Annotated in this window: 19 protein-coding genes and 1 pseudogene; 10 read left to right on the top strand and 10 right to left on the bottom strand. The window is 73.4% G+C overall.

The genetic code is table 11. The features are described 5' to 3' along the window. Positions 1–23: 23 nt before the first annotated feature. Positions 24–986, bottom strand: coding sequence for an alpha/beta hydrolase family protein (locus ACZ6S5_RS21590; protein WP_466003033.1), 963 nt, complete (start codon positions 984–986; stop codon positions 24–26). Between the two features lie 142 nt (positions 987–1,128). Then, positions 1,129–1,662: a nucleotidyltransferase domain-containing protein gene (locus ACZ6S5_RS21585; RefSeq protein WP_466003031.1), complete on the bottom strand. Its 534-nt coding sequence runs from the start codon at positions 1,660–1,662 to the stop codon at positions 1,129–1,131. A gap of 215 nt (positions 1,663–1,877) precedes the next feature. On the opposite strand from ACZ6S5_RS21585, the gene ACZ6S5_RS21580 reads away from it, so the two are divergent. Then, the gene (locus ACZ6S5_RS21580; RefSeq protein ID WP_466003030.1) at positions 1,878–2,045 is read left to right on the top strand and encodes a hypothetical protein; all 168 of its coding nucleotides are present in this window, start codon (positions 1,878–1,880) and stop codon (positions 2,043–2,045) included. A 240-nt stretch (positions 2,046–2,285) separates the two neighbouring features. Here the strand turns inward: ACZ6S5_RS21580 and ACZ6S5_RS21575 are convergent, their stop codons facing one another. The 3 genes from ACZ6S5_RS21575 to ACZ6S5_RS21565 are packed head-to-tail and all read right to left on the bottom strand — an operon-like array spanning position 2,286 to position 5,743. After that, positions 2,286–3,404, bottom strand: coding sequence for an acetate/propionate family kinase (locus tag ACZ6S5_RS21575; protein ID WP_466003028.1), 1,119 nt, complete (start codon positions 3,402–3,404; stop codon positions 2,286–2,288). Further along, complete coding sequence (pta, locus tag ACZ6S5_RS21570; RefSeq protein ID WP_466003026.1) at positions 3,401–5,467, bottom strand: phosphate acetyltransferase; 2,067 nt, start codon at positions 5,465–5,467, stop codon at positions 3,401–3,403. The genes ACZ6S5_RS21575 and pta overlap by 4 nt, the downstream gene beginning before the upstream one ends. 9 nt (positions 5,468–5,476) lie before the next feature. Beyond that, complete coding sequence (locus ACZ6S5_RS21565) at positions 5,477–5,743, bottom strand: hypothetical protein (protein ID WP_466003024.1); 267 nt, start codon at positions 5,741–5,743, stop codon at positions 5,477–5,479. A gap of 199 nt (positions 5,744–5,942) precedes the next feature. On the opposite strand from ACZ6S5_RS21565, the gene ACZ6S5_RS21560 reads away from it, so the two are divergent. Both ACZ6S5_RS21560 and ACZ6S5_RS21555 read left to right on the top strand, forming a co-directional pair. Further along, on the top strand, positions 5,943–6,350 hold the full coding sequence (locus ACZ6S5_RS21560; RefSeq protein ID WP_466003022.1) for a hypothetical protein: 408 nt from the start codon (positions 5,943–5,945) through the stop codon (positions 6,348–6,350). After that, positions 6,347–6,865, top strand: a complete 519-nt coding sequence (locus tag ACZ6S5_RS21555) for a TetR/AcrR family transcriptional regulator (RefSeq protein ID WP_466003020.1) — start codon at positions 6,347–6,349, stop codon at positions 6,863–6,865. The genes ACZ6S5_RS21560 and ACZ6S5_RS21555 overlap by 4 nt, the downstream gene beginning before the upstream one ends. A gap of 55 nt (positions 6,866–6,920) precedes the next feature. Here the strand turns inward: ACZ6S5_RS21555 and ACZ6S5_RS21550 are convergent, their stop codons facing one another. From ACZ6S5_RS21550 to ACZ6S5_RS21530, 5 genes are all read right to left on the bottom strand, one after another. Next, entirely contained in the window at positions 6,921–7,100 is a 180-nt protein-coding gene (locus ACZ6S5_RS21550; protein WP_091124467.1) for a DUF6104 family protein, read from the bottom strand. A gap of 92 nt (positions 7,101–7,192) precedes the next feature. Further along, positions 7,193–10,924, bottom strand: coding sequence for a multifunctional oxoglutarate decarboxylase/oxoglutarate dehydrogenase thiamine pyrophosphate-binding subunit/dihydrolipoyllysine-residue succinyltransferase subunit (locus ACZ6S5_RS21545; protein WP_466003017.1), 3,732 nt, complete (start codon positions 10,922–10,924; stop codon positions 7,193–7,195). A gap of 260 nt (positions 10,925–11,184) precedes the next feature. Beyond that, entirely contained in the window at positions 11,185–12,018 is an 834-nt protein-coding gene (locus ACZ6S5_RS21540) for an ABC transporter permease (RefSeq protein WP_466003015.1), read from the bottom strand. Next, the gene (locus tag ACZ6S5_RS21535; protein WP_466003014.1) at positions 12,015–12,953 is read right to left on the bottom strand and encodes an ABC transporter ATP-binding protein; all 939 of its coding nucleotides are present in this window, start codon (positions 12,951–12,953) and stop codon (positions 12,015–12,017) included. Before ACZ6S5_RS21535 ends, ACZ6S5_RS21540 begins: the two co-directional genes overlap by 4 nt. 162 nt (positions 12,954–13,115) lie before the next feature. After that, positions 13,116–13,772 carry a hypothetical protein gene (locus tag ACZ6S5_RS21530; RefSeq protein WP_466003012.1) on the bottom strand — a complete coding sequence of 219 codons (657 nt, stop codon included), beginning with the start codon at positions 13,770–13,772 and terminating at the stop codon, positions 13,116–13,118. Positions 13,773–13,925: 153 nt separating this feature from the next. Here ACZ6S5_RS21530 and ACZ6S5_RS21525 point away from each other — a divergent pair, with 153 nt between their 5' ends. From ACZ6S5_RS21525 to ACZ6S5_RS21495, 7 genes and pseudogenes are all read left to right on the top strand, one after another. Then, positions 13,926–14,690, top strand: a complete 765-nt coding sequence (locus tag ACZ6S5_RS21525; RefSeq protein WP_466003010.1) for a GNAT family N-acetyltransferase — start codon at positions 13,926–13,928, stop codon at positions 14,688–14,690. Further along, positions 14,687–15,643 (top strand): lysophospholipid acyltransferase family protein, encoded by a 957-nt coding sequence (locus ACZ6S5_RS21520; protein ID WP_466003008.1) that lies wholly within the window; start codon positions 14,687–14,689, stop codon positions 15,641–15,643. Before ACZ6S5_RS21525 ends, ACZ6S5_RS21520 begins: the two co-directional genes overlap by 4 nt. A gap of 178 nt (positions 15,644–15,821) precedes the next feature. Next, entirely contained in the window at positions 15,822–16,658 is an 837-nt protein-coding gene (locus tag ACZ6S5_RS21515; RefSeq protein ID WP_466003006.1) for a DUF4097 family beta strand repeat-containing protein, read from the top strand. Beyond that, positions 16,655–17,272, top strand: coding sequence for a PadR family transcriptional regulator (locus tag ACZ6S5_RS21510; RefSeq protein WP_466003005.1), 618 nt, complete (start codon positions 16,655–16,657; stop codon positions 17,270–17,272). The genes ACZ6S5_RS21515 and ACZ6S5_RS21510 overlap by 4 nt, the downstream gene beginning before the upstream one ends. A 73-nt stretch (positions 17,273–17,345) precedes the next feature. Continuing rightward, positions 17,346–18,047 carry a response regulator transcription factor gene (locus ACZ6S5_RS21505; protein ID WP_046571468.1) on the top strand — a complete coding sequence of 234 codons (702 nt, stop codon included), beginning with the start codon at positions 17,346–17,348 and terminating at the stop codon, positions 18,045–18,047. A gap of 434 nt (positions 18,048–18,481) precedes the next feature. Next, positions 18,482–19,594, top strand: a pseudogene (locus tag ACZ6S5_RS21500) (HAMP domain-containing sensor histidine kinase); the annotation flags it as partial. A gap of 63 nt (positions 19,595–19,657) precedes the next feature. Beyond that, the gene (locus ACZ6S5_RS21495; protein ID WP_466003003.1) at positions 19,658–21,178 is read left to right on the top strand and encodes a S1C family serine protease; all 1,521 of its coding nucleotides are present in this window, start codon (positions 19,658–19,660) and stop codon (positions 21,176–21,178) included. Positions 21,179–21,299 lie beyond the last annotated feature (121 nt).

Genomic DNA, 21,299 nt, shown 5'->3' with positions numbered 1-21,299 from the left:
GACGGAGGGCGCGCGGAGGCGGGTCAGAGGTGGTCGTCGAGGGTGGCGAGGCCGCCCCGGGCGGCGTCGGCGGGGAGCCGGCTCTTCGCCGCCGCGTCGCCGTAGAGCGTCCAGCGGAGGAACTCGACGGTGGTGTCGGCCACCACCCGCAGCGCCTTCCCGTCGCTGAGCAGCGCCCGGCCGTGGTCCCCCTTGGGCAGGCTGAGCATCGCCTTCGGCCAGGGCACCGCGTCGTAGACCGCCTTGCCGGCGGCGTAGCTGACCACCTCGTCCGCCTCGCCGTGCACGAAGAGCTGCGGCGCGGCCGCCCCGGCGAAGCCGGTGCCGACGCCGAGCGCGGTACCGGCGAAGACGATCCCGGCGTCCAGCCGCCCGTCCCGCCCGGCGGTGAAGAGCCCGATGGTGGTCACCCCGCCCGCGCTGTGCCCGGCCGCCGCCACCCGGTCCGGGTCCAGGTGCCCGCGCAGCGGGTCGCCCGCCTTCCCGTCGAGGGCGAGCACCTGGGTCAGCGCGTACGACACGTCGGCCGGCTGGTTGAGCACGTCGAGCGGGTTGCCGTCGCCGCCGGCGCCGGTGTGCGGGAACGTCGGGGCGGCCACCACGAACCCGGCCGCCGCCCAGCGACTCAGCAGCACCTGGTAGTCCGTCGGCCGGGCGCCCAGCCCGTGGCTGAACATCACCACCGGGAACCGCCCGGTGGCGGCTGGCGCGGACCGCTCCGGCTCACCGCCGGCCGCGCCCCGGGCCGGGTACCAGACGGTCACCGGCAGGGGGCGGTCGCCGCCGCGGTTCAGCTTCAGCTGGCGTACGCCGACCGCGAAGCTCTTCGTGGGGGCGTGCCCGGCGGGCACCCGCGGCGCGGGCGTGGCCGCCTTCGGCGGGGCGTCGGGGGCCGGCCGCGCGGTCGGCGCCGCGCCGCCGGAGCAGCCGGCCAGACCCGCGCTGAGCAGGGCGGCGGTGACCAGGGCGGCACGGCGTCGGAACATGAAGACGATTGTGCCTCGGGTTCGCGGACGGCCGGCCCGACATCGGCCGGCGGTGCGCGGATCGGGACCGTGGGGCGCGGCCGGTGGCGCGGCGGCTCGCTGGCGGCTTCCCGGCCCGGCGGGCGGCTCCCGGCGGGCTGACTCAGCGCGGCGGGCCGGGGTCAAGGCTTGCCCGGAGCCGGGCCAGGTCGTCCGCGTCCTTCGGGCGGCGGGGCCGGTCCGGCATCCACACCGGGTACATCTCCTTGAACTCGATCTGCGCCGGGACGCTTATCACCGGGGCGGTGAGCGGTCCGAGCCGGCCCGGCGGGGCGTCCAGCAGCCCTTCGGGCAGCGGAGTGCCGGCCCAGGGTCCGGCCCCGACCACCACGCGGCCCCCGGCGTCCCGGTCCAGGTAGGCGAAGCTCAGCTCCACGTCGGCGCGGAGCAGGTCGAGCTGCTGCTCGACCGGCATCCGGGGGTCCGGTCGCCAGCCGTGCCGGCCGAGCAGGGCGGCCAGCGGCCCGGCGTCCCGCCGCCAGCAGTACCAGTCGACGTCCACGTGCGGCCGGGTCACCTCGCCGAGGTGGAAGTCCATCGCCCACCCGCCGCGCAGCCAGACGCCGATCCCCGCCCGCTCGGCCAGCTCCCGTACCTCGCCGATCGCGGCCAGTTGCCGTCCCGTCAGCCCGTCCACGCGGCCGACCCTAGCCGCCGCTCGGCTCGTCCGCGTGCCTTGATCGGCTCCGGTGCGCCGAGCAGGCGTGAGTGGTGCGCAGGGGGTCGGGCTCCGCCGTCCGGACCGGTTGCCGCCCCCACCCGGTCGGCCGGCACCTCCACCGGCCGGACCGGGTTTCCGGCACCGGCCCGGCGGGACGCTGCGGGTGGATCCGCTTCGCTAGGGTCACCCGCATGGCTGAGAACTACACCGACCCGAGCGGCAACACCGCCCAGTTCCGTGCCTTCGTCGACGCGCCTGATTCCGGCCCCGCGCCGGTGCCGTCCCGGCTGCCGCTGATCGCCGGCATCGGCGTCGCCGTCGTGCTGGTCGTCCTGGTGGCCTGGCTCGCCCTGGGCTGAAACGGTCTGGACCGGGGAGCGCGGCCCTGAGCCGGGGAGCCGCGCGGCGCCCGGCCGGAAGACCTCTTCGTTGCTACGAACTTGATGTCGTGGATGGATCGCTGCCGTGAGGCGGTGCGGCAGCGCTCGCGGCCCAGGCGTCCGCCGGGTCGGACCAGCCGGTGAATCGTCTTCGACATCAAGTTCGTAGGCGGTGGACACCCCTGTGCCCGCCTACGGAGACCGGTCGGGGCGTGACCCTCAGGCGCGGGACCGCAGCACGTCCCGGGTCTCCCGGGCGATCTCGAGTTCCTCGTCGGTGCTGATCACGCAGACCGTGACCTCGGCCCCGGCGGGGGAGATCACGCGGTCCCCGCTGCCGGCGTTGCGGTCCGGGTCGACGGCGATCCCGAGCCGCTCCAGGCCGGCCAGCGACGCCGCGCGGACCGGTGCGGCGTGCTCGCCGACGCCGGCCGTGAAGGTGACCGCGTCGACCCGGCCGAGCAGCGCGTAGTACCCGCCCACGTACCGGGTGATCCGGCGGCAGTAGACGTCGAAGGCGAGCGCGGCGGCCGGGTCGCCGACGTCCCGGCGGGCCAGCACCTCGCGCATGTCGTTGACCCCGGTCAGGCCGAGCAGCCCGCTGCGGTGGTTGAGCAGGTCGTCGATGTCGTCCACGGTCATCCCGGCCTCCCGGCGCAGGTGGAAGATGACCGTCGGATCGAGGTCGCCGCTGCGGGTGCCCATCACCAGGCCCTCCAGCGGGGACATGCCCATCGAGGTGGCCACGCTCCGGCCGCCCCGGACCGCGCAGGCGCTCGCCCCGTTGCCCAGGTGCAGGGTGATCGTGTTCAGCTCCGCGTACGGCCGGTCCAGCAGTTCCGCCGTGCGGCGCGAGACGTACGCGTGCGAGGTGCCGTGGAAGCCGTACCGTCGGATGCCGTACCGCTCGGCGGTCTCCCGGTCGATCGCGTACGTGGCGGCGGCCTCGGGGAGCGTGTGGTGGAACGCCGTGTCGAAGATGGCGACCTGCGGGGTGTCGGGCAGCGCCTCCCGGGCCACCCGGATGCCGGCCAGGTTCGCCGGGTTGTGCAGCGGGGCCAGCGGCACGAGGTCCTCGATCGAGGCGATCACGGCGTCGTCGAGGAGCACGGGCTCACTGAACTTCCGGCCACCGTGCACCACCCGGTGCCCGACCCCGGCCAGCCCGGTCAGGTCGAGCCGCTCGATGATCTCCCGTACCGCGGTCTCGTGGTCGGCCGGGCCGCCGCCCGGCTCGCCGACCCGCTCGACGGTGCCCTTGTCGCGGACCTCGTCGCCGTCGTACAGCCGGTACTTGACCGACGAGGACCCGCAGTTGAGGACGAGGATGCGGCTCATGAGGACTCTCCGGCGGCGGCCTGGATGGCGGTGATCGCCACGGTGTTGACGATGTCCGGCACGGTGGCGCCCCGGGACAGGTCGTTGACCGGCCGGCGCAGGCCCTGCATGACCGGGCCCACCGCGACCGCGCCGGCGGAGCGCTGCACCGCCTTGTACGTGTTGTTGCCGGTGTTCAGGTCCGGGAAGATGAACACCGTGGCCCGCCCGGCCACCGGGCTCTCCGGCAGCTTGGTGGCCGCGACCTCCGGGTCGATCGCCGCGTCGTACTGGATCGGGCCCTCCACCAGCAGCTCCGGCCGGCGTTCGCGGACCAGTTCGGTGGCCGCCGCGACCTTCTCCACGTCCGCGCCGAAGCCGGAGCCGCCGGTCGAGTACGACAGCATCGCCACCCGCGGCTCGATGCCGAACCGGGCCGCCGTGTCGGCCGAGGAGATGGCGATGTCGGCGAGCTGGGCCGCGTCCGGGTCCGGGTTGACCGCGCAGTCGCCGTAGACCAGCACCCGGTCGGCGAGCAGCATGAAGAAGACGCTGGAGGCGATCGAGACGCCCGGCACGGTGCGGATGATCTCGAACGCCGGCCGGATGGTGGCCGCCGTGGTGTGGGTGGCCCCGGAGACCATGCCGTCCGCCCGGCCGGTCTGCACCATCATGGTGCCGAAGTAGTTGGGCTGCGCCACGATGTCGTGCGCCAGCTCGACCGTGACGCCCCGGTGCGCGCGCAGCTTCGCGTATTCGGTGGCGAACTCGTCCCGCCACTGGCTGGTGACCGGGTCGACCACCTGGGCGTCGCCGACGTCGATGCCCAGCTCCCGGGTCCGCCGGGCGATGTCGTCGTGGCGGCCGAGCAGGGTCAGATCGACCACGCCCCGGCGCAGCAGGATCTCCGCCGCCCGCAGGATGCGCTCCTCCGTACCCTCGGGCAGCACCAGCCGGCGGCGCTGCGCCCGGGCCCGGTCGATCAGGTCGTTCTCGAACATCAGCGGGGTGACCCGCGCCGACCGGCTGACCCGCAGCCGGCGGGCCAGGTCGACGGTGTCCACGCAGCGTTCGAAGGCGCCGAGCGCCGCCTCCACCTTGCGCGGGTTCGCCGCGCTGGGCCGGCCCTCGATCCGGCTGGACGCCTCGACCGTGTCGTAGCTGTCGCTGGTCACCGAGAGGACCGCCAGCCCGGTGTTCAGCTTCTCGAACAGCCGCATCGCCCGCGGGTCGGGCTGTTCGCCGAGGGTGAGCACCAGCCCGGCCAGGGAGACCTGCCCGGCCACGTGCGCGGCGCCGGCCGCCACCAGCAGGTCGGCCCGGTCGCCCGGGGTGATCACCAGCGCCCCGTCGGTGAAGTGGTCGAGCAGGGTGGGTACGTGCGCCGCGCCCACCACGTAGTCGAGCACGTCCCGGTCCAGCGCCGTCTGGTCTCCGGCGAGCAGGGTGGCGCCGAGCGCCGCCGCCACCTCGGCCACCGTCGGCGCCGACACGGCCGGCACCTCGGGGATCACGTACGCCGGGACGGGCAGCTCCGGCAGGGTCATCGGCCCCGGCACCCGGTTGGCGACTACCGCCACCACCGTCGCCCCCAGGTCCTCCAGGTCGTGGTACGCCCCGCGGACCGCCGCCGCGATCGTCTCCGGCTCCTGGCCGAAGCCGTCGACGACGGGCACCACCACGCTGCTGAACTCGGTCGCCAGCCGGGCGTTGAAGGCCAGCTCGCGTGGCCCGGCGCCGTCCCCGTCGGCGAAGTCGCTGCCCACCACGACCACCGCCGGGCAGCGCCGCTCGACCTCCCGGTAGCGGGCCACGATCCGGGAGATCAACTCCTCCCGCCGGCCGTCGGCGACCAGGGCGGTGGCCTCGGCGTACGTGCAGCCGTGCAGCTCGTCGAGGGGCAGCTCCACCCGGTAGCGCTCGGTGAGCAGGGCGAGGATCGGGTCCGGTCCCCGGCCCGCCACCAGCGGCCGGAACGCGCCGATCCGCTCGACCTGCCGGGACAGCAGCTCGGCCAGCCCGAGCGCGACGGTCGACTTGCCTCCGCCCGACCCCACGCTGGTCAGGTACACGCTGCGCGCCACGACCTCACGCTACAAGATCGCGGTGCGCCTCGCCCGGGTCCTTGGGCCCGGGCCCGGCGGCCCGGAAGAGTGCGTCGCTCCTCGCACGTCCGCGGGTAGCTGGGTGCTGGCCAGGGCGAGCAGGATCGCCAGCAGGATGAGCCCGCCGCAGATCCGGTAGAACCGGACGGCCGACGGGCGCGGTGGCACGCCGGCCCGGTCGGGACGGGCGAAGAGGAAGAGGCAGAAGACCGCCAGGAGCACGAAGAGCCCGGCGGCGGCGACCTGGTGCGCCACGCCGACGAGCCGGTCGCTCCGGCTGACGGGTCCTGCTGATTCTCCCCAGGGGACGCGGTGGCCGGTACCCCCGGCGCGAGGGAGCGTGTGGGCGGAGGGCCCGAGCGCACCCTTGACCCGGCTAACACTGTTAGCTACTGTTCTGGCTAACAACGTTAGCCAGAACAGGGGCGGTGCGGTGGCGACCGGAGAAACGATCATGGAGACCCGACTTGCGACGACCGAGGGCGGGCGCGTCCGGGACGGGTTCGGCCGGGGGCTGCTCTGGCTGGCGGCGGCTGGAGCGCTGGCGGCGGCACTGGGGGCGTACGGCGCTGTCGCCGACGCCGAGCCGACCGTCACGGTGGTCGAGACGTGGCGGGCGTACGGCTTCGTGGTCTTCGCCGGACTCTTCGCCCTGCTGGCCGTGCGTCCCCGGGGTTACCGGGGGGTGTGGCCGCTGGTCATCTTCCACAAGCTGGCCATGACGGTGACCGCGCTGGTCTACACGCGGAACCCTGCGATCGAGGGGACCGGCACCATCCTGGCCTGGGACGGTGCCCTGTCGGTGTTGCTCGTCCTGGCCTTCGTGCTCTGCCGCGGCTGGGTGGCGGAGCCGCGCCGGTGACCCGCCGCGAGGAGATCGTCGACGTGGCCGAACGCCTGCTGGAGCGCGCCGGGCCGGAGGCCGTCACGATGCGCCGGCTCGCCGACGAACTGGGCATCCAGGCGCCCTCGTTGTACAAGCACGTCGCGGGAAAGCCCGAGATCGAGGCCGCCCTCCAGCAGCGGGCGCTGCAGCGGCTCGCCGCGGCCCTGGAGGCGGCGCCGGACCTGCCGTCGCTCGCCGCCGCGTACCGCGCCTGGGCGCTCCGGCATCCCCGGCTGTACGAGATCGCCACCCGACTGCCGCTGGCGCGCGAGCGCCTCGCACCCGGCGTGGAGACGGCCGCCGCGGCACCGCTGCTCCGGGTGACCGGTGGTGACCTGATCGCCGCGCGCGCGCTCTGGGGTCTGGCACACGGGCTGGTCGACCTGGAACTGGCCGGCCGGTTTCCGCCCGGGGCGGACCTCGACGCGGTCTGGGCGCGCGCCATGGCTGAGCGGGTCGTAGCCGGGTCCGGCTCGGGCGCGACGGGCTGAACACCCGGCCGGGTGGCCGGCGAGCCCGGTCCGCCCGGCGGACGACGTCAGACGGTCACTCGTCGTCCTCGTCGTCGAGCCGGGCCAGCCAGGTGGCGAAGCGCTCGATCGGTGTCTCGAACTCCGGGTTCAGGTCGACGAAGTCGCGCAGCCGCTCGCCCAGCCACTCCAGGCTGACCTGCTCCTCGCCCCGGCGCTCGACCAGCTCCTCGATGCCACGGTCGGTGAAGTACACGGTTCGTCCTCTCAGGAAACGGGGGCCGCCACACGAGGCCGGGGCAGCGGCCGTCGTACGGTCGCTGCCCCGGCGTTCGCGGTGCGGTCAGGTCACGGGCGGGGGAGAGCCGCCTCGAGCAGCGCGGTCTGCTCGACCTCGTGCATCTTCGCCGAGCCGACCGACGGGGCGGCGGCGGCCGGGCGGGAGATGCGGCGCAGCCGGACCTCGGGCAGGTGCTCCAGCAGGTTGAGCGCGACGAACGACCAGGCGCCCTGGTTGGCCGGCTCCTCCTGGACCCAGGCGAAGTCCTCGGCGTTCGGGTACTGCGCCAGCGCCGCCCGGACCTCCTCGACGGGCAGCGGGTAGAGCTGCTCCATCCGGATGATCGCGGTGTCGGTGACGCCCCGCTCCTGCCGGGCCTGGAACAGGTCGTAGTAGACCTTGCCCGAGCAGAGCAGCACCCGCTTCACCTGCTCCGGTGCCGGGGCGGCGGGGTCGGCCAGGACCGGCTGGAAGGTGCCCGTGGTGAAGTCCTCCACCGGCGACACGCAGAGCTTGTGCCGCAGCAGCGACTTCGGCGTGAACACCACCAGCGGCTTGCGCTTGGGCGACAGGGCCTGGCGGCGCAGCAGGTGGAAGTAGTTCGCCGGGGTGGTCGGGATGGCCACCCGCATGTTGTCCTCGGCGCAGAGCTGGAGGAACCGCTCCGGGCGGCCGGAGGTGTGGTCCGGACCCTGGCCCTCGTGGCCGTGCGGCAGCAGCAGGGTGACCGCGGAGCGCTGGCCCCACTTCACCTCGCCGGACGAGATGAACTCGTCGATCACCGACTGGGCGCCGTTGACGAAGTCGCCGAACTGGGCCTCCCAGGCCACCAGCGCGTTGACGTTCTCCACCGAGTAGCCGTACTCGAAGCCCATCGCGGCGTACTCGCTGAGCAGCGAGTCGTGCACGAAGAAGCGGGACCGCTCGCCGTCGCCGGTGAGCGACTTCAGCGGCAGGTAGTCGTCGCCGGTCTTGGCGTCGACGATCGAGGCGTGCCGCTGCACGAAGGTGCCGCGGCGGGAGTCCTGGCCGGCGAGCCGGACGGTGATCCCGTCGTGCAGCAGCGAGCCGAACGCGATGATCTCGCCGTAACCCCAGTCGATGTTGCCCTCGACGGACATCTTCGCCCGCCGGTCGAGCAGCTGCTGGATCCGCTTGTGCGGGGTGAAGCCCTCCGGCAGGTTGACGTGCGCCTCGCCGATCGCCTTGACCACGGCCGCGTCGGTCGCGGTCTCGACCAGCGGGTCCGGCTCCGCGACCCGCGGCGGCCGGCTGAGCTGGCGCGGCGTGGTGGCGGCGTCCCGGGTGGCCTTGAAGACCCGCTCCAGCTGCGACTGGTAGTCGCGCAGCAGCTCCTCCGCGTCCTCCACGGTGATGTCACCCCGCCCGATGAGCTCCTCGGTGTAGAGCTTCCGGACCGACCGCTTCGAGTCGATGATCTTGTACATCTCCGGGTTGGACATCGACGGGTCGTCGCCCTCGTTGTGCCCGCGCCGGCGGTAGCAGACCATGTCGATCACGACGTCCTTGTTGAACGCCTGCCGGTACTCGAAGGCGAGCCGGGCCACCCGCACGACGGCCTCGGGGTCGTCGCCGTTCACGTGGAAGATCGGCGCCTGGATCATCCGGGCCACGTCGGTGCTGTAGAGGCTGGACCGGCTGTACTCCGGGGCGGTGGTGAAGCCGACCTGGTTGTTGACCACCACGTGCACGGTGCCGCCGGTGCGGTAGCCGCGCAGCTGGGACAGGTTCAGCGTCTCGGCGACCACGCCCTGGCCGGCGAAGGCGGCGTCACCGTGCACCGCCAGCGGCAGCACGGTGTAGCCCTCCAGCTTGAGGTCGATCCGGTCCTGCTTGGCCCGGACGATGCCCTCCAGCACCGGGTCCACGGCCTCCAGGTGCGACGGGTTCGCCACCACCGACACCTTGACCGCGTGCTCGCCGTCCGGGGTGGTGAACTTGCCGTTCTGGCCGAGGTGGTACTTCACGTCGCCCGAGCCCTGGGTGGAGCGCGGGTCGAGGTGACCCTCGAACTCGGAGAAGATCTTCTCGTACGGCTTGCCGACGATGTTGGCCAGCACGTTGAGCCGGCCGCGGTGGGCCATGCCGATCACGACCTCGTCGAGCCCGGCCTCGGCGGAGGACTCGAGCACCTCGCCGAGCAGCGGGATCAGCGACTCGCCGCCCTCCAGCGAGAACCGCTTCTGGCCGACGTACTTGGTCTGCAGGAAGGTCTCGAACGCCTCGGCGGCGTTGAGTCGGTTGAGCACGTGCTTCTGCTCGTCCGTGGTCGGCTTCTCGTACTTGCGCTCGACCCGTTCCTGGAGCCAGCGCCGCTCCTCCGGGTCCTGGATGTGCATGTACTCGATGCCCAGCCGGCGGCAGTACGAGTCGCGCAGCACGCCGAGGATCGAGCGCAGCTTCATCCGCTGCTTGCCGGCGAAGCCGTTCACCGGGAAGACCCGGTCCAGGTCCCACAGGGTCAGCCCGTGCTGGAGGACGTCCAGGTCGGGGTGCTTGCGGATCTTGAACTCCAGCGGGTCGGTGTCGGCCATCAGGTGGCCGCGCACCCGGTACGCGTGGATCAGCTCGTGCACCCGCGCGGTCTTGTTGATCTGGCCCTCGGAGTCGACGGCCACGTCCTGCACCCAGCGCACCGGCTCGTACGGGAGGCGCAGCGAGGTGAAGACCTGGTCGTAGAAGCCGCGCTCGCCGAGCAGCAGCTCGTGCATCACCTTCAGGAACTCGCCGGACTGCGCGCCCTGGATGATCCGGTGGTCGTACGTGCTGGTCAGCGTGATGATCTTGCTGACCGCCAGCTCGGCCAGGGTCGCCTCGCTCATGCCCTGGTACGGCGCCGGGTATTCCATCGCGCCGACGCCGATGATGGCGCTCTGGCCCTGCATCAGGCGCGGGATCGAGTGGACCGTGCCGATGCCGCCCGGGTTGGTCAGCGAGATGGTGGTGCCGGCGTAGTCCTCCATGGTCAGCTCGTTGCGGCGGGCGCGCCGGACCACGTCCTCGTACGCCTGCCAGAACTGCCGGAAGTCCATCTGCTCGCAGGCCTTGATGGAGGGCACCACCAGGTTGCGGGAGCCATCTGGCTTGGCCAGGTCGATCGCGATGCCCAGGTTGACGTGCTCCGGGCGGACCATCGCCGGCTTGCCGTCGACCTCGGCGTAGGAGTTGTTCATCTCCGGGTGCTCCACCAGCGCCCGGACCATCGCGTAGCCGATGAGGTGGGTGAAGCTCACCTTGCCGCCGCGACCGCGGGTCAGGTGGTTGTTGATCACGATGCGGTTGTCGACCAGCAGCTTCGCCGGCACCGCGCGGACGCTGGTCGCGGTCGGCACGGAGAGCGAGGCGTCCATGTTCTGGACGATCTTCGCGGCGATCCCGCGCAGCGGGGTGGTGCCCGCGGCGCTCACGGCCGGGGCCTTGGCGGCCGGCTTCGCCGGGGCGGCGGCCTTGGCGGCCGGCTTCTCCGCCGGCTTGGCGGCGGGCTTGGCCGGGGCGGGGGCGGGCTTGGCCGCGGCGGGCTTGGCGGCCGGCTGCTGGGTGACGGTGGTGACCGCCTCCTGCTGCTCGGCGGGCTCGGGCTTGGCGGCCGGCTTGGCCTGGCCGTCCGGGCGCGGAGTCGCGGCGCCGGGGGCGGGTCGGTAGTCGGCGAAGAAATCGTGCCAGGCCGAGTCGACGCTCGAGGGGTCGGCGAGATAGCGCTGGTACATCTCCTCGACGATCCACTCATTCGGGCCGAAACCCGCCAGTGGGTTCTCCTGCGAAGTCTGCTGGGTCGACACGGCCGCTAATCGCCTCTTTCACGCGGGTTCGTAATGTCACGCGGTGTCACCCTGTGCCCGAATAGGGACACGCGGGAGACGGGTCCCAGGCTACGCCGTACGAATGGCGCAGGCATTCTCGCCTCCGGCTGGTGGTCCGTTTCACAGAAGATGCCAGAAGTTCGGCAAACCCAGCGTGGCGAGCCGGTCTTTGCTAGGCGACGCTCGGCCCCGGTCGGTGACGGGTGGCCACCGGCCGGGGCCGGGTCGGGACGGGCGGTTCAGGCGATGTCGCGCCGCCGCATGATGGCGGTGCCGATCGCGGCGGTGACCGCCGCGTACCCGATCAGCACGGCCGCGCCCACCCACTGCGGCGGGTTGCCGGGCAGCTCGGTGCCGCTGATCATCAGCTGCGACGCGGTGGACGGCACGACGACCGCGAGCTTGCTGATCCAGTCCTGCTTCAGCCACTGCTGCAGGAGGAAGAAGACCAGGTTCGCGGCGGTGGTGCCGACCAGGTAGAGCACGACGGCCGTGATGGTGGCGCCGATCTGGCTGCGGATCAGCACGCCGAAGCCGACGCCGAGGATCCCCCACAGCACGTACGCGAGCAGGTTGAGCAGGAGCGCCCGGGTGACGTCCCAGGTGCCGAAGTGCGCGTCCCAGCCCTTGACGCCGAAGAAGATCAGCGTCGCCGGCACGGTCAGCAGGGTGGTGATCAGCCAGAGCACCGCCCCGAAGATCGCGGCGGTGACCAGCTTCGCGCCCACCACCATGGTCCGCCGGGGCGTGGTGAGGAACGTGGTGGTCGCGGTCTGGTGGTAGAACTCGTTGGTCACCACCAGGATGCCCAGCAGCAGCACGAAGAGCAGGCCGAAGTACTGCCCCGAGGTGAACAGGTTGGCCGCCTGGTAGACCTCGTTCGCGGTGGCCCGGATCGTCTCGGCCTGCTCGGGCGAGACGCCCTCCAGGTCCTGCCCGCCGGTCAGGCTGAAGTTCGCGTTGATGGCGTTGACCAGGAACGCCAGCGCCAGGGTGACCAGCGCCCCGATGCCGAACAGCCACCAGGTGGCGGTGGTACGGATCTTGAGCAGCTCGGACCGGACCAGGTTCATCGGATCTCCGCCTTTCCGGCCGTCAGTTCGAGGAAGACCCCCTCCAGGTCGGGACGCTCGGTGGTCAGCTCGTGCAGCTCCACCTTGGCGGCCAGCGCCACCCGACCCACCGTCGGGGCGTCCACCCCGGTCACCAGTAGCGCGCCGTGCCCGTCGGCGGCCACCGTGGCCGACTGCTCGCGCAGCGCCACGGTCAGCTCCTCGGCCTGCGGGGTGCGCACCCGCACCCGCCCGCCGTGCGCCATCGACCCGATCACCTGGTCCACCGGTCCCTGCCGGACCAGCCGGCCGGCCGCGATGATCACCACGTCGTCGGCGAGCAGCTGCATCTCGGAGAGCAGGTGGCTGGAGACCAGCACCGTCCGGCCCTCCGCGGCCAGGCCCTTGAGGAAGCCGCGCATCCAGCGGATCCCCTCCGGGTCCAGGCCGTTGGCCGGCTCGTCGAGGATGAGCACCTGCGGGTTGCCGAGCATCGCGGCGGCGATGCCGAGCCGCTGCTTCATGCCCAGCGAGTAGCCCTTGAACTTGCGCTTCGCCGCCGGGGTGAGCCCGACCAGTGCGAGCGCCTCGTCGGCCCGCTGCCGGGGCAGCCCGGCGGCCGCGCAGATCACCCGCAGGTGGTTGATCCCGGTGCGGCCCTTGTGCGCGCTGGACGCCTCCAGCACCGCGCCCACCGAGCGCAGCGGGTCGGCCAGGTCGGCGTACCGGTGGCCGCCGATGGTGGCCCCACCGGCCGTCGGGGTGACCAGGTTGAGCAGCATGCGCAGGGTGGTCGTCTTGCCGGCGCCGTTCGGGCCGAGGAAGCCGGTCACCCGGCCGGGTTGGACGGTGAAGGACAGATTGTCGACCGCCCGGACGTTCTTGTACTGCTTCGTCAGTCCGGACACCACGATCTGGCCGGTCCCGGCGCTGGGGCTCCACTGCCCGTCGGACATCGTTCTCCTCTCCTGCCACAGCGCGCGGACGCGCCGATGGGGACGCCGTTGCGGGGGCGCCGTGGCACAGCCTGGCAACCGCGCGCAAGCGGGTCAATCAGGCGGGACGCGTAGGTCCTCCTCCCGCTTGGGCAGGAGGCGGTCATCCTGAGGGAGGAGAGATCAGGCCGCCGGCAGCGCGATCCAGGTGGCCCGGGCGTATCCGAGCAGCTCGCCGTCCGGCCCGTAGAGGCTGGAGTGGACCTCGGCCTTGCGCCCCTCGCCGCCGACCATCGCGCCGGTCACCACGCACTCGTCGCCGGGACGCGGCAGCGCCCGGACCACCGCGGCGATCCGACCCAGGACGTACGGCCGGCCGGGGGCGATCACCGCCCAGCCGCCGGGGCAGTCGAGCGCGGCCCAGACCGTCGCCGGCACCACCTCGGCCGGGGCGCGGAACGGCGCGGCGGTCCGCCCGTCCGGCAGCCGGCCGGGGAAGATCCGCAGTCCGTCGGGGTTCTCCGGGCCGCAGACGTAGCAGCCGGGGAAGGGGTGCTCCACCAGCCCCGGGTACGCCTTCGCGGCGGCCTCGGCGGTCGGCCGGTCCACCGGCGGCACCACGGCGGTGAACCCGTCGACCCGGCGTACCTGGGCGATCACCTGGCCGTCCGGGTCGCGGACCTCGCCGTCGACCACGGTCAGCGGGGCCTCCAGCGGGGGTGGCTTGCGGAGGGTGACCTCGACCGGGCCCCGGTTGTCCACCGCCGCCGCGAACACGCCGGCGCTCCACCCGCCGTTGCCCGACCCGGCCGGCCCGTGGAACCGCGACTCGATGATCATGCAATCCTCCCCGCCCTGTTTCTCCGCAGCCTGCCACGCCCGCTTCCGGCACCCCCACCCGGGCGAGTGCGGGGACGGAGTGTCGGTCGGCGTTCACCGGATCGACGCTCCCGGTCACCGGGGGCGGCAACCCACGCCCCCTACACAGATCCCATGGCCGTTCTGCACGCCGCTGGCGCACCCCTCACGACCAGCGGATACACCCTGCTGATCGCCGACGACCCCACCCTGGTCGCGGCCGCGCAACGCCTGCGTCACGAGGTGTTCGCCACGGAGCTCGGCGCCACGCTGGCCCCGGCCGCCGCCGGGCTCGACGCCGACGAGTTCGACGCCCACTGCGACCACCTGGTGGTGCTGCGGGAGGGCACCGACGAGGTGGTCGGCACGTACCGGCTGCTCCCGCCGGGGCGTACCGACCGCCGCTACTCGGACGGCGAGTTCGACCTGACCGCGCTGGCCCCGCTCCGCGACGACCTGGTCGAGGCGGGCCGCTCCTGCGTGCATCCGGACCACCGCTCGGGCGCCGTGATCAACCTGATGTGGGCCGGCATCACCCGCTACCTGCACCTGCGCGGGTCGCGCTGGCTCGGCGGCTGCGCCTCGGTGCCGGTGGCCGACGGCGGGACGGCGGTGGCCGAGGTGTGGGCGCAGGTCACCGCCCGGCACCTGGCGCCGCCGCCGCTGCGGGTGACGCCCCGCCGGCCGTGGTTCGCCGAGGCGCCCGCCGCCGCGGACCCGGCCGCGCGCCGCGCGCTGGTCCCGCCGCTGCTCCGCGGCTACCTGCGGCTCGGCGCCTGGGTCTGCGGGGAACCGGCGTACGACCCGGACTTCGGCTGCGCCGACTTCTACGTGCTCTTCTCGCTGGACCGGCTGAACCCCCGCTACCTGCGGCACTTCCTCGGCGGGGAGCCGTCGTGAGCACCGCTGAGCTGTGGCGGCCCACCTCGGGGTGCGGTCCGCGGTGCCTGCCCGGCCCCGCCGGCGCGGCGGTGTCCCCGGCCCGTCGGGCGGGGCGACTGCTCGGGGTGGCCGGGATGCTGCTGGTCGGCGTCGGGCTGGGCGCGGTCCTGCCGGTGCTGCCCGCCGCGGACCGGCGGGCCGCGCTCGGGGTCTGGGCCCGGGGCACGCTGCGGGCGTTCGGCGTACGCCTGACGGTCCGCGGCCGGCTGCCCCGCCGCCGGGCCCTGCTCGTCGCCAACCACGTCTCCTGGCTGGACGTCCTCGCGGTGCTCGCGGTGGCGCCGGCCCGGATGGTGGCCAAGCGAGAGGTGCGGGGCTGGCCCGTGCTGGGCGTCCTCGCCGCCGTGGCCGGCACCGTCTTCGTCGACCGCTCCCGGCCGCGGGAACTGCCGACCACGGTCGGGCGGGTGGCCGCCGCGCTGCGCGCCGGCCACGCGGTGGCGGTCTTCCCGGAGGGCACCACCTGGTGCGGTGCGGCGGCCGGGTGCCGGCCCGCCCGGGGGTTCCGTCCGGCCATGTTCCAGGCGGCGGTGGACGCCGGCGCGCCGGTCGTCCCGCTGCGCCTGGGTTACCGGTACGCCGGCGACCGCACCACGCTCGCCGCGTTCCTCGGCGAGGAGACCCTCGGGGAGTCCGTACGCCGGGTGCTGGGTGCCCGGGATCTGACGGTGTCGGTCGCGGTGGCCGGGGCGTTGCACCCGACCGCCGGGGCGGACCGGCGGGTGCTGGCCCGGGCCGCCGAGTCGGCCATCCACCTCACCCCGCCCCCGCCGGTGCGTCCGTCCCCGCCGGTGCGTCCGTCCTGCGGGGCGGCAATGCGTCGGAGACCTCCTTGGGAGCTGACGTCACAGACGACCCAACCAGCGGGGGTTGCCGGGTGGGAAGCCGCGCGCCGGGGTGAACCTGTCTGAGTCGGCGGTGATGTCAGCTCCAAGGGCGGCGGCGACCTTCCTCTACGCCGCGGATAGCGGGGCCGGTTCGTCGCGTTCGCGACACACTCGCGACAGTCTTGTTCAGTCGCGATGTATCGCGTTATGCTCGTCCCGTCGCTCGACGTGCCGTCCGGCACGTCACCGAGGGGAGGACGCCATGACCAGCTGGACGGTCGACAGCCCGCAGCAGCTCACCCTGGACGGGCCGGTTACCCGGCTGGACGTCCGGATGATCAGCGGCCGGCTCAACGTGGTGGGTACGGACGGCCCGGCCCGGGTCGACGTCACCCGGGTCAGCCGCCGGCCGATCCTCGTCGAGCACCGCGACGGCCGGCTGAGCGTCGGCCACGAACGGCCGCCGCGGTGGCCGGGGGTGCTCTGGTGGCTCGGTCAGCTCGGCCGCCGGTTCCGGGCCGAGGTGTCCATCGCCGTACCGGCCGACGTGCTGGCCGACCTGCACCTGGTGGACGGCGCGCTGGTCGCCTCCGGCCTCCGCCGGGACACCCGCGTCGACGTCACCTCCGGCCAGGTCACCCTGATGGGGCTGCGCGGCCGCACCACCGCGAAGGTCACCTCCGGCCCGGTGGAGGCGCTCGGCGTGGGCGGCGACCTGAACCTGGAGACGGTCTCCGGCGAGCTGATCCTCGCCGACAGCGCGCCCGAGCGGGTGCGCGCGCACGCGGTCTCCGGGTCGATCACCTGCGACCTGGACAACCCCCGGGGCAGCGAGATCCGGCTGACCGCCATCTCCGGCAGCATCACCGTCCGGGTCCGCGAGGACAGCGATCTCGCGGTGCACCTGCACACCACCTCCGGCCGGATCACCAGTGGGTTCCCGCAGATCGGCGGCGGCGCCGGCTTCGGCTCGATCAAGGACAGCCACGGGGTGCTCGGCGCGGGCGCAGGTAAGCTCTGGGCGTCCGCGACCTCCGGCAGCATCGCGCTGCTGGCCCGGCCGGTCGAGGACGACGACGACCTGGAGGAGCAGCCGTGACCGCCGTGTTCAGTCACGGGCGGCTCCGGCTCTACCTGCTCAAGCTGCTCGACGACGGCCCGAAGCACGGCTACGAGCTGATCCGGCTGCTGGAGGACCGCTTCCTCGGCCTGTACGCGCCGAGCGCCGGCACCATCTACCCCCGGCTCCAACGGCTGGAGGCCGAGGGGCTGGTCACCCACACCGCCGCCGGCGGCCGCAAGGTCTACGAGATCACCGAGGGCGGCCGGGCCGAGCTGCGGCAGCGCGCCGACGAGCTGGCCACCCTGGAGTCCGACATCACTGCCTCCGTGGCCGACCTCTCCGCGCTGGCCGGGGAGATCCAGACCGAGGTACGCGGCTCCGTCCGCGACCTGAAGCGGGAGCTGCGTGAGGCGGCCCGGCAGACCCGCCGGACCCGCTGGGAGCCGCCGCCGACCCGGCCCACCGCCAGCGGTGCCCGGACGGCGGCGGCCGAGTCGCCCCTGCTCGCCGAGTTCGACCAGCGGCTCGCCGCGTTCACCGTGGAGGTCGGTGCCCTGGTCCGCGCCGGTCGGCTCACCGACACCCAGCTGCGTACCGCGATCCGGCTGCTCGACGGCGCGCTGGACGGGCTGCGCCGGCTGCTCCGCTGAGCCGGCGCGGCTCACAGGTTGTTTCCAGGATCCACCCAGCCCGGCCGCAGCCAGAGCACGGATGATGGGTGCCATGGTGGCTACCCAGACCGAGGCCCGACTGCTCGTCGTCGAGGACGATCCGAACATCCTCGAGCTGCTCTCCGCGAGCCTGCGCTTCGCGGGTTTCGACGTCGCCACCGCGACGAGCGGCAGCGCGGCGCTGAACGCCGCCAAGGACCACCGGCCCGACCTGGTCGTCCTCGACGTGATGCTGCCCGACCTGGACGGCTTCGAGGTCATCCGGATGCTCCGCGAGGGCGGTACGCGTACGCCGGTGGTCTTCCTGACCGCCCGGGACGCCACCGACGACAAGATCCGCGGGCTGACCCTGGGCGGCGACGACTACGTCACCAAGCCGTTCAGCCTGGAGGAGCTGACCGCCCGGATCCGGGCGGTGCTGCGGCGGACCGCCACCGGCGAGCACGCGCCCTCCCGGCTCACCTTCGCCGACCTGGAGTTGGACGAGGAGACCCACGAGGTGCACCGGGCCGGCCAGCGGGTGCAGCTCTCGCCGACCGAGTTCAAGCTGCTGCGCTACCTGATGCTCAACGCCAACCGGGTGCTCTCCAAGGCGCAGATCCTGGACCACGTCTGGAACTACGACTTCCGGGGCGACGACAACATCGTCGAGTCGTACATCTCCTACCTGCGGCGCAAGGTCGACAACACCCAGCCGCGGCTGATCCACACGCTGCGCGGGGTCGGGTACGTGCTGCGCAAGCCGGCGGCGTGAACGCCGTCCACAACGCGAAGGGCTGGCTGCGCGGAATCCCGCTCCGGGTCAAGCTGGTCGCCTCGGTCCTCGCCCTGGTGGCGGCGGCACTGGTCGTGATCAGCTCCCTCACCGCGTTCTTCCTGCACAGCTACCTGGTGGGCCGGGCCGACGACCAGCTCAACTCCTACCTCAACCAGGTCGAAGGGGAGTTGCCCGTCGACAACACCGGAAACACCCTGCCGACCGACTACATGCTGGTCATCGCCAATCGGAGCACGGGTCTGGGCGACCTTCGTTACGACAAGTCCTTCGCCCGGGACGACCTGCCCGGCTCGCTCACCCAGTTCGCGTGGTACCAGCGGCACGCCGACCAGGGCGCCTTCACCACGGACGCAGCGGACAAGCATCTGCGCTGGCGAGTAGTGATCAAGCAGGTGAGCCCGGACCAGTACATCGCGGTCGGGCAGAACCTCAACGACGTGGACCTGGCAGTGCGGCAGCTCGTCTGGATCGACCTGCTCGTGGGTGGGGCGGTGCTGATCATCCTGGCGTCGGTCGGCGCCGGGATCGTGCGTACCAGTCTCAAGCCGCTCGTGGAGATCGAGCGGACCGCGGCGGCGATCGCCGGCGGCGACCTGAGCCGACGGGTGCCCGACCCCGAGGAGGGGCGGGCCTGCCCGACCTCCGAGCTGGGCCGGCTCTCCCGCGCGCTGAACGCGATGCTCGCGCAGATCGAGGCGGCCTTCACCGCCCGGGCGGCGTCGGAGGCGGCGGCCCGCAGCGCGGAGGTCGGCGCCCGGGACGCGGCGGCGGCGGCGCAGGCGTCCGAGGCGCGGGCCCGCCGCTCCGAGGAGCGAATGCGCCAGTTCATCGCGGACGCCTCGCACGAGCTGCGTACCCCGCTGACCACCATCCGGGGCTTCGCGGAGCTCTACCGGCAGGGCGCGGCCCGGCAGCCCGAGCAGACCGCCGGCCTGCTGCGCCGGATCGAGGACGAGGCGGCCCGGATGGGGCTGCTGGTGGAGGACCTGCTGCTGCTGGCCCGGATGGACCGGGAGCGGCCGATCACCCTGGCCCCGGTGGAGCTGCCGGTGCTCGCCTCGGACGCGGTCCAGGCGGCCCGCGCGGTCGACCCGGAGCGCCGGATCGAGCTGGAGATCGAGCCCGGTGCCGGCCCGCTGGTGGTGCTCGGCGACGACGCCCGGCTGCGGCAGGTGATCGGCAACCTGATGACCAACGCGCTCACCCACACCCCACCGGAGGCCTCGGTGACCCTGCGGCTGCGGGTGGAGCCGGGCAACCTGGCCGTGGTGGAGGTCGCGGACACCGGCCCGGGCCTCACCCCGGAGCAGGCCGAACGGGTCTTCGAGCGGTTCTACCGGGTGGACGCCGCGCGGACCCGCCGGGCCGGCGGGCCGACCAGCACCGGGCTCGGGCTGGCCATCGTCGCCGCGCTGGTCTCCGCCCACCACGGCACGGTCGAGGTGGGCGAGACGCCGGGCGGCGGGGCCACCTTCCGGGTCAAGCTGCCGCTGCTGCCGGAGGGCCCCGAGTCCGGGGAGTGACTTTCAGAAAACCTTCAGGCAGGTTCCAGGTGGGTCGCAGTGCCAGGGGGCAAGGTGTAGAACATGACCGACCACGAGACCGACCCGCAGCGGACGCCGGCTCCGGCCGACGCCGAGCCGTCGCACCCCACCGCCGAGCTGCCCCGCACCGGAGACGGGCAGTCGGACTCCACCGCCCCGCTGCCCCGCACCGGAGACGGGCAGCCGGACACCGCCAGCACCCCGGCCGCCGCGCCGGTTCCGGCCGACTCCCCGGCCGCCGGAACCCCCGCTCCGACCGCTGGCGAAGCCGCGCCGGCCCACCCCGGCAACCCGTACGCGCCGCCGCCGGCGACCCCGTCCGCCCCGCCGTACCAGCCGCAGCAGCCCTGGTACGGGGGCCAGCAGCAGGGCGGCTGGGCGCACCAGGGCGGCTACCAGCCGCACGGCGGCCCGGTGCCGCCGTACCAGGCGCACCAGGCGTACCCGGGCGCGCAGCCGCACCAGGCCGGCCAGCCGGTCCCGCCGTGGGGCCCGCAGCCCCAGCCGGTCCGGCCGAGCCGGGCCGGGAAGTTCCTCGGCGCCGGCGCGCTGGCGCTGGCCCTGATGCTCGGCTCCGGCGTGGCCGGCGGCGCCCTCGCGCTCGCGGTGGGCGGGCACACCACCGTCACCCGTACCTACTCGGCGGCTCCGGTGATCAACAGCGCCGACCTGCCGAAGATCGCGGCCGCCGTCCAGGACAGCATCGTCACGATCATGACGGACAGCGGTGAGGGCTCCGGGGTGATCCTCAGCGCCGACGGGTACGTGCTGACCAACAACCACGTCGTCGCCTCCGCCAACGGCGACACCGTGAAGGTGGTCTTCGCCGACGGCAAGACCGCCCAGGCGAAGATCGTCGGCACCGACCCGAAGACCGACCTCGGCGTGGTCAAGGCCAGCGGGGTGAGCGGCCTGAAGGCGGCCAAGTTCGGCGACAGCGACGCCATGCAGGTGGGCGACCAGGTGCTCGCCCTGGGCAGCCCGCTCGGCCTGCAGGGCTCGGTGACCGCCGGCATCCTCAGCGCCCGCGACCGCACCATCCAGGCGGGCGAGGGCGGCCAGCAGCAGAACCCGCAGCAGGGCGCCAGCTCGATCTCCGGCCTGCTGCAGACCGACGCCCCGATCAACCCGGGCAACTCCGGCGGCGCGCTGGTCAACACCCGGGGCGAGGTGATCGGCATCAACACCGCGATCGCCACGGCCGGGCAGGGCAGCAACGGCAACATCGGCGTCGGCTTCGCCATCCCGAGCAACAAGGCCAAGGACGTCGCCGAGAAGCTCCAGCGGGGCGAGAAGGTCAGCCACCCGTCCCTCGGGGTCAGCGTGAACGCCGCCGAGGACGGTGGCGCGATGATCGCCGCGGTCACCCCGGGCAGCGCAGCCGAGAAGGCCGGGCTCCAGCGGGGTGACGTGATCACCAAGTTCGGCGACAAGGTGATCAACGACTCCAACGACCTGGTGGGCGCCGTCCAGTCGGGCAAGGTCGGCGACCGGGTCCAGGTGGAGTTCAAGCGGAACGGTTCGACCGAGACGGCAACCGTGACGCTCGCCGAGACGTCCTAACCGACAGACCTGCCTCCTCCGGGGCGGGGGGGGGGGGGGGGGGGGGGGGGGGGGGGGGGGGGGGGGGGCCGGGTTGTTTTGTTTTTTTCTCCTCCTCTTGTGCTTTTTCCCCCCTTCCCCC

Source organism: Micromonospora sp. NPDC051924, from assembly GCF_055586005.1.
This window is presented reverse-complemented; position numbering and strand designations above follow the sequence as displayed.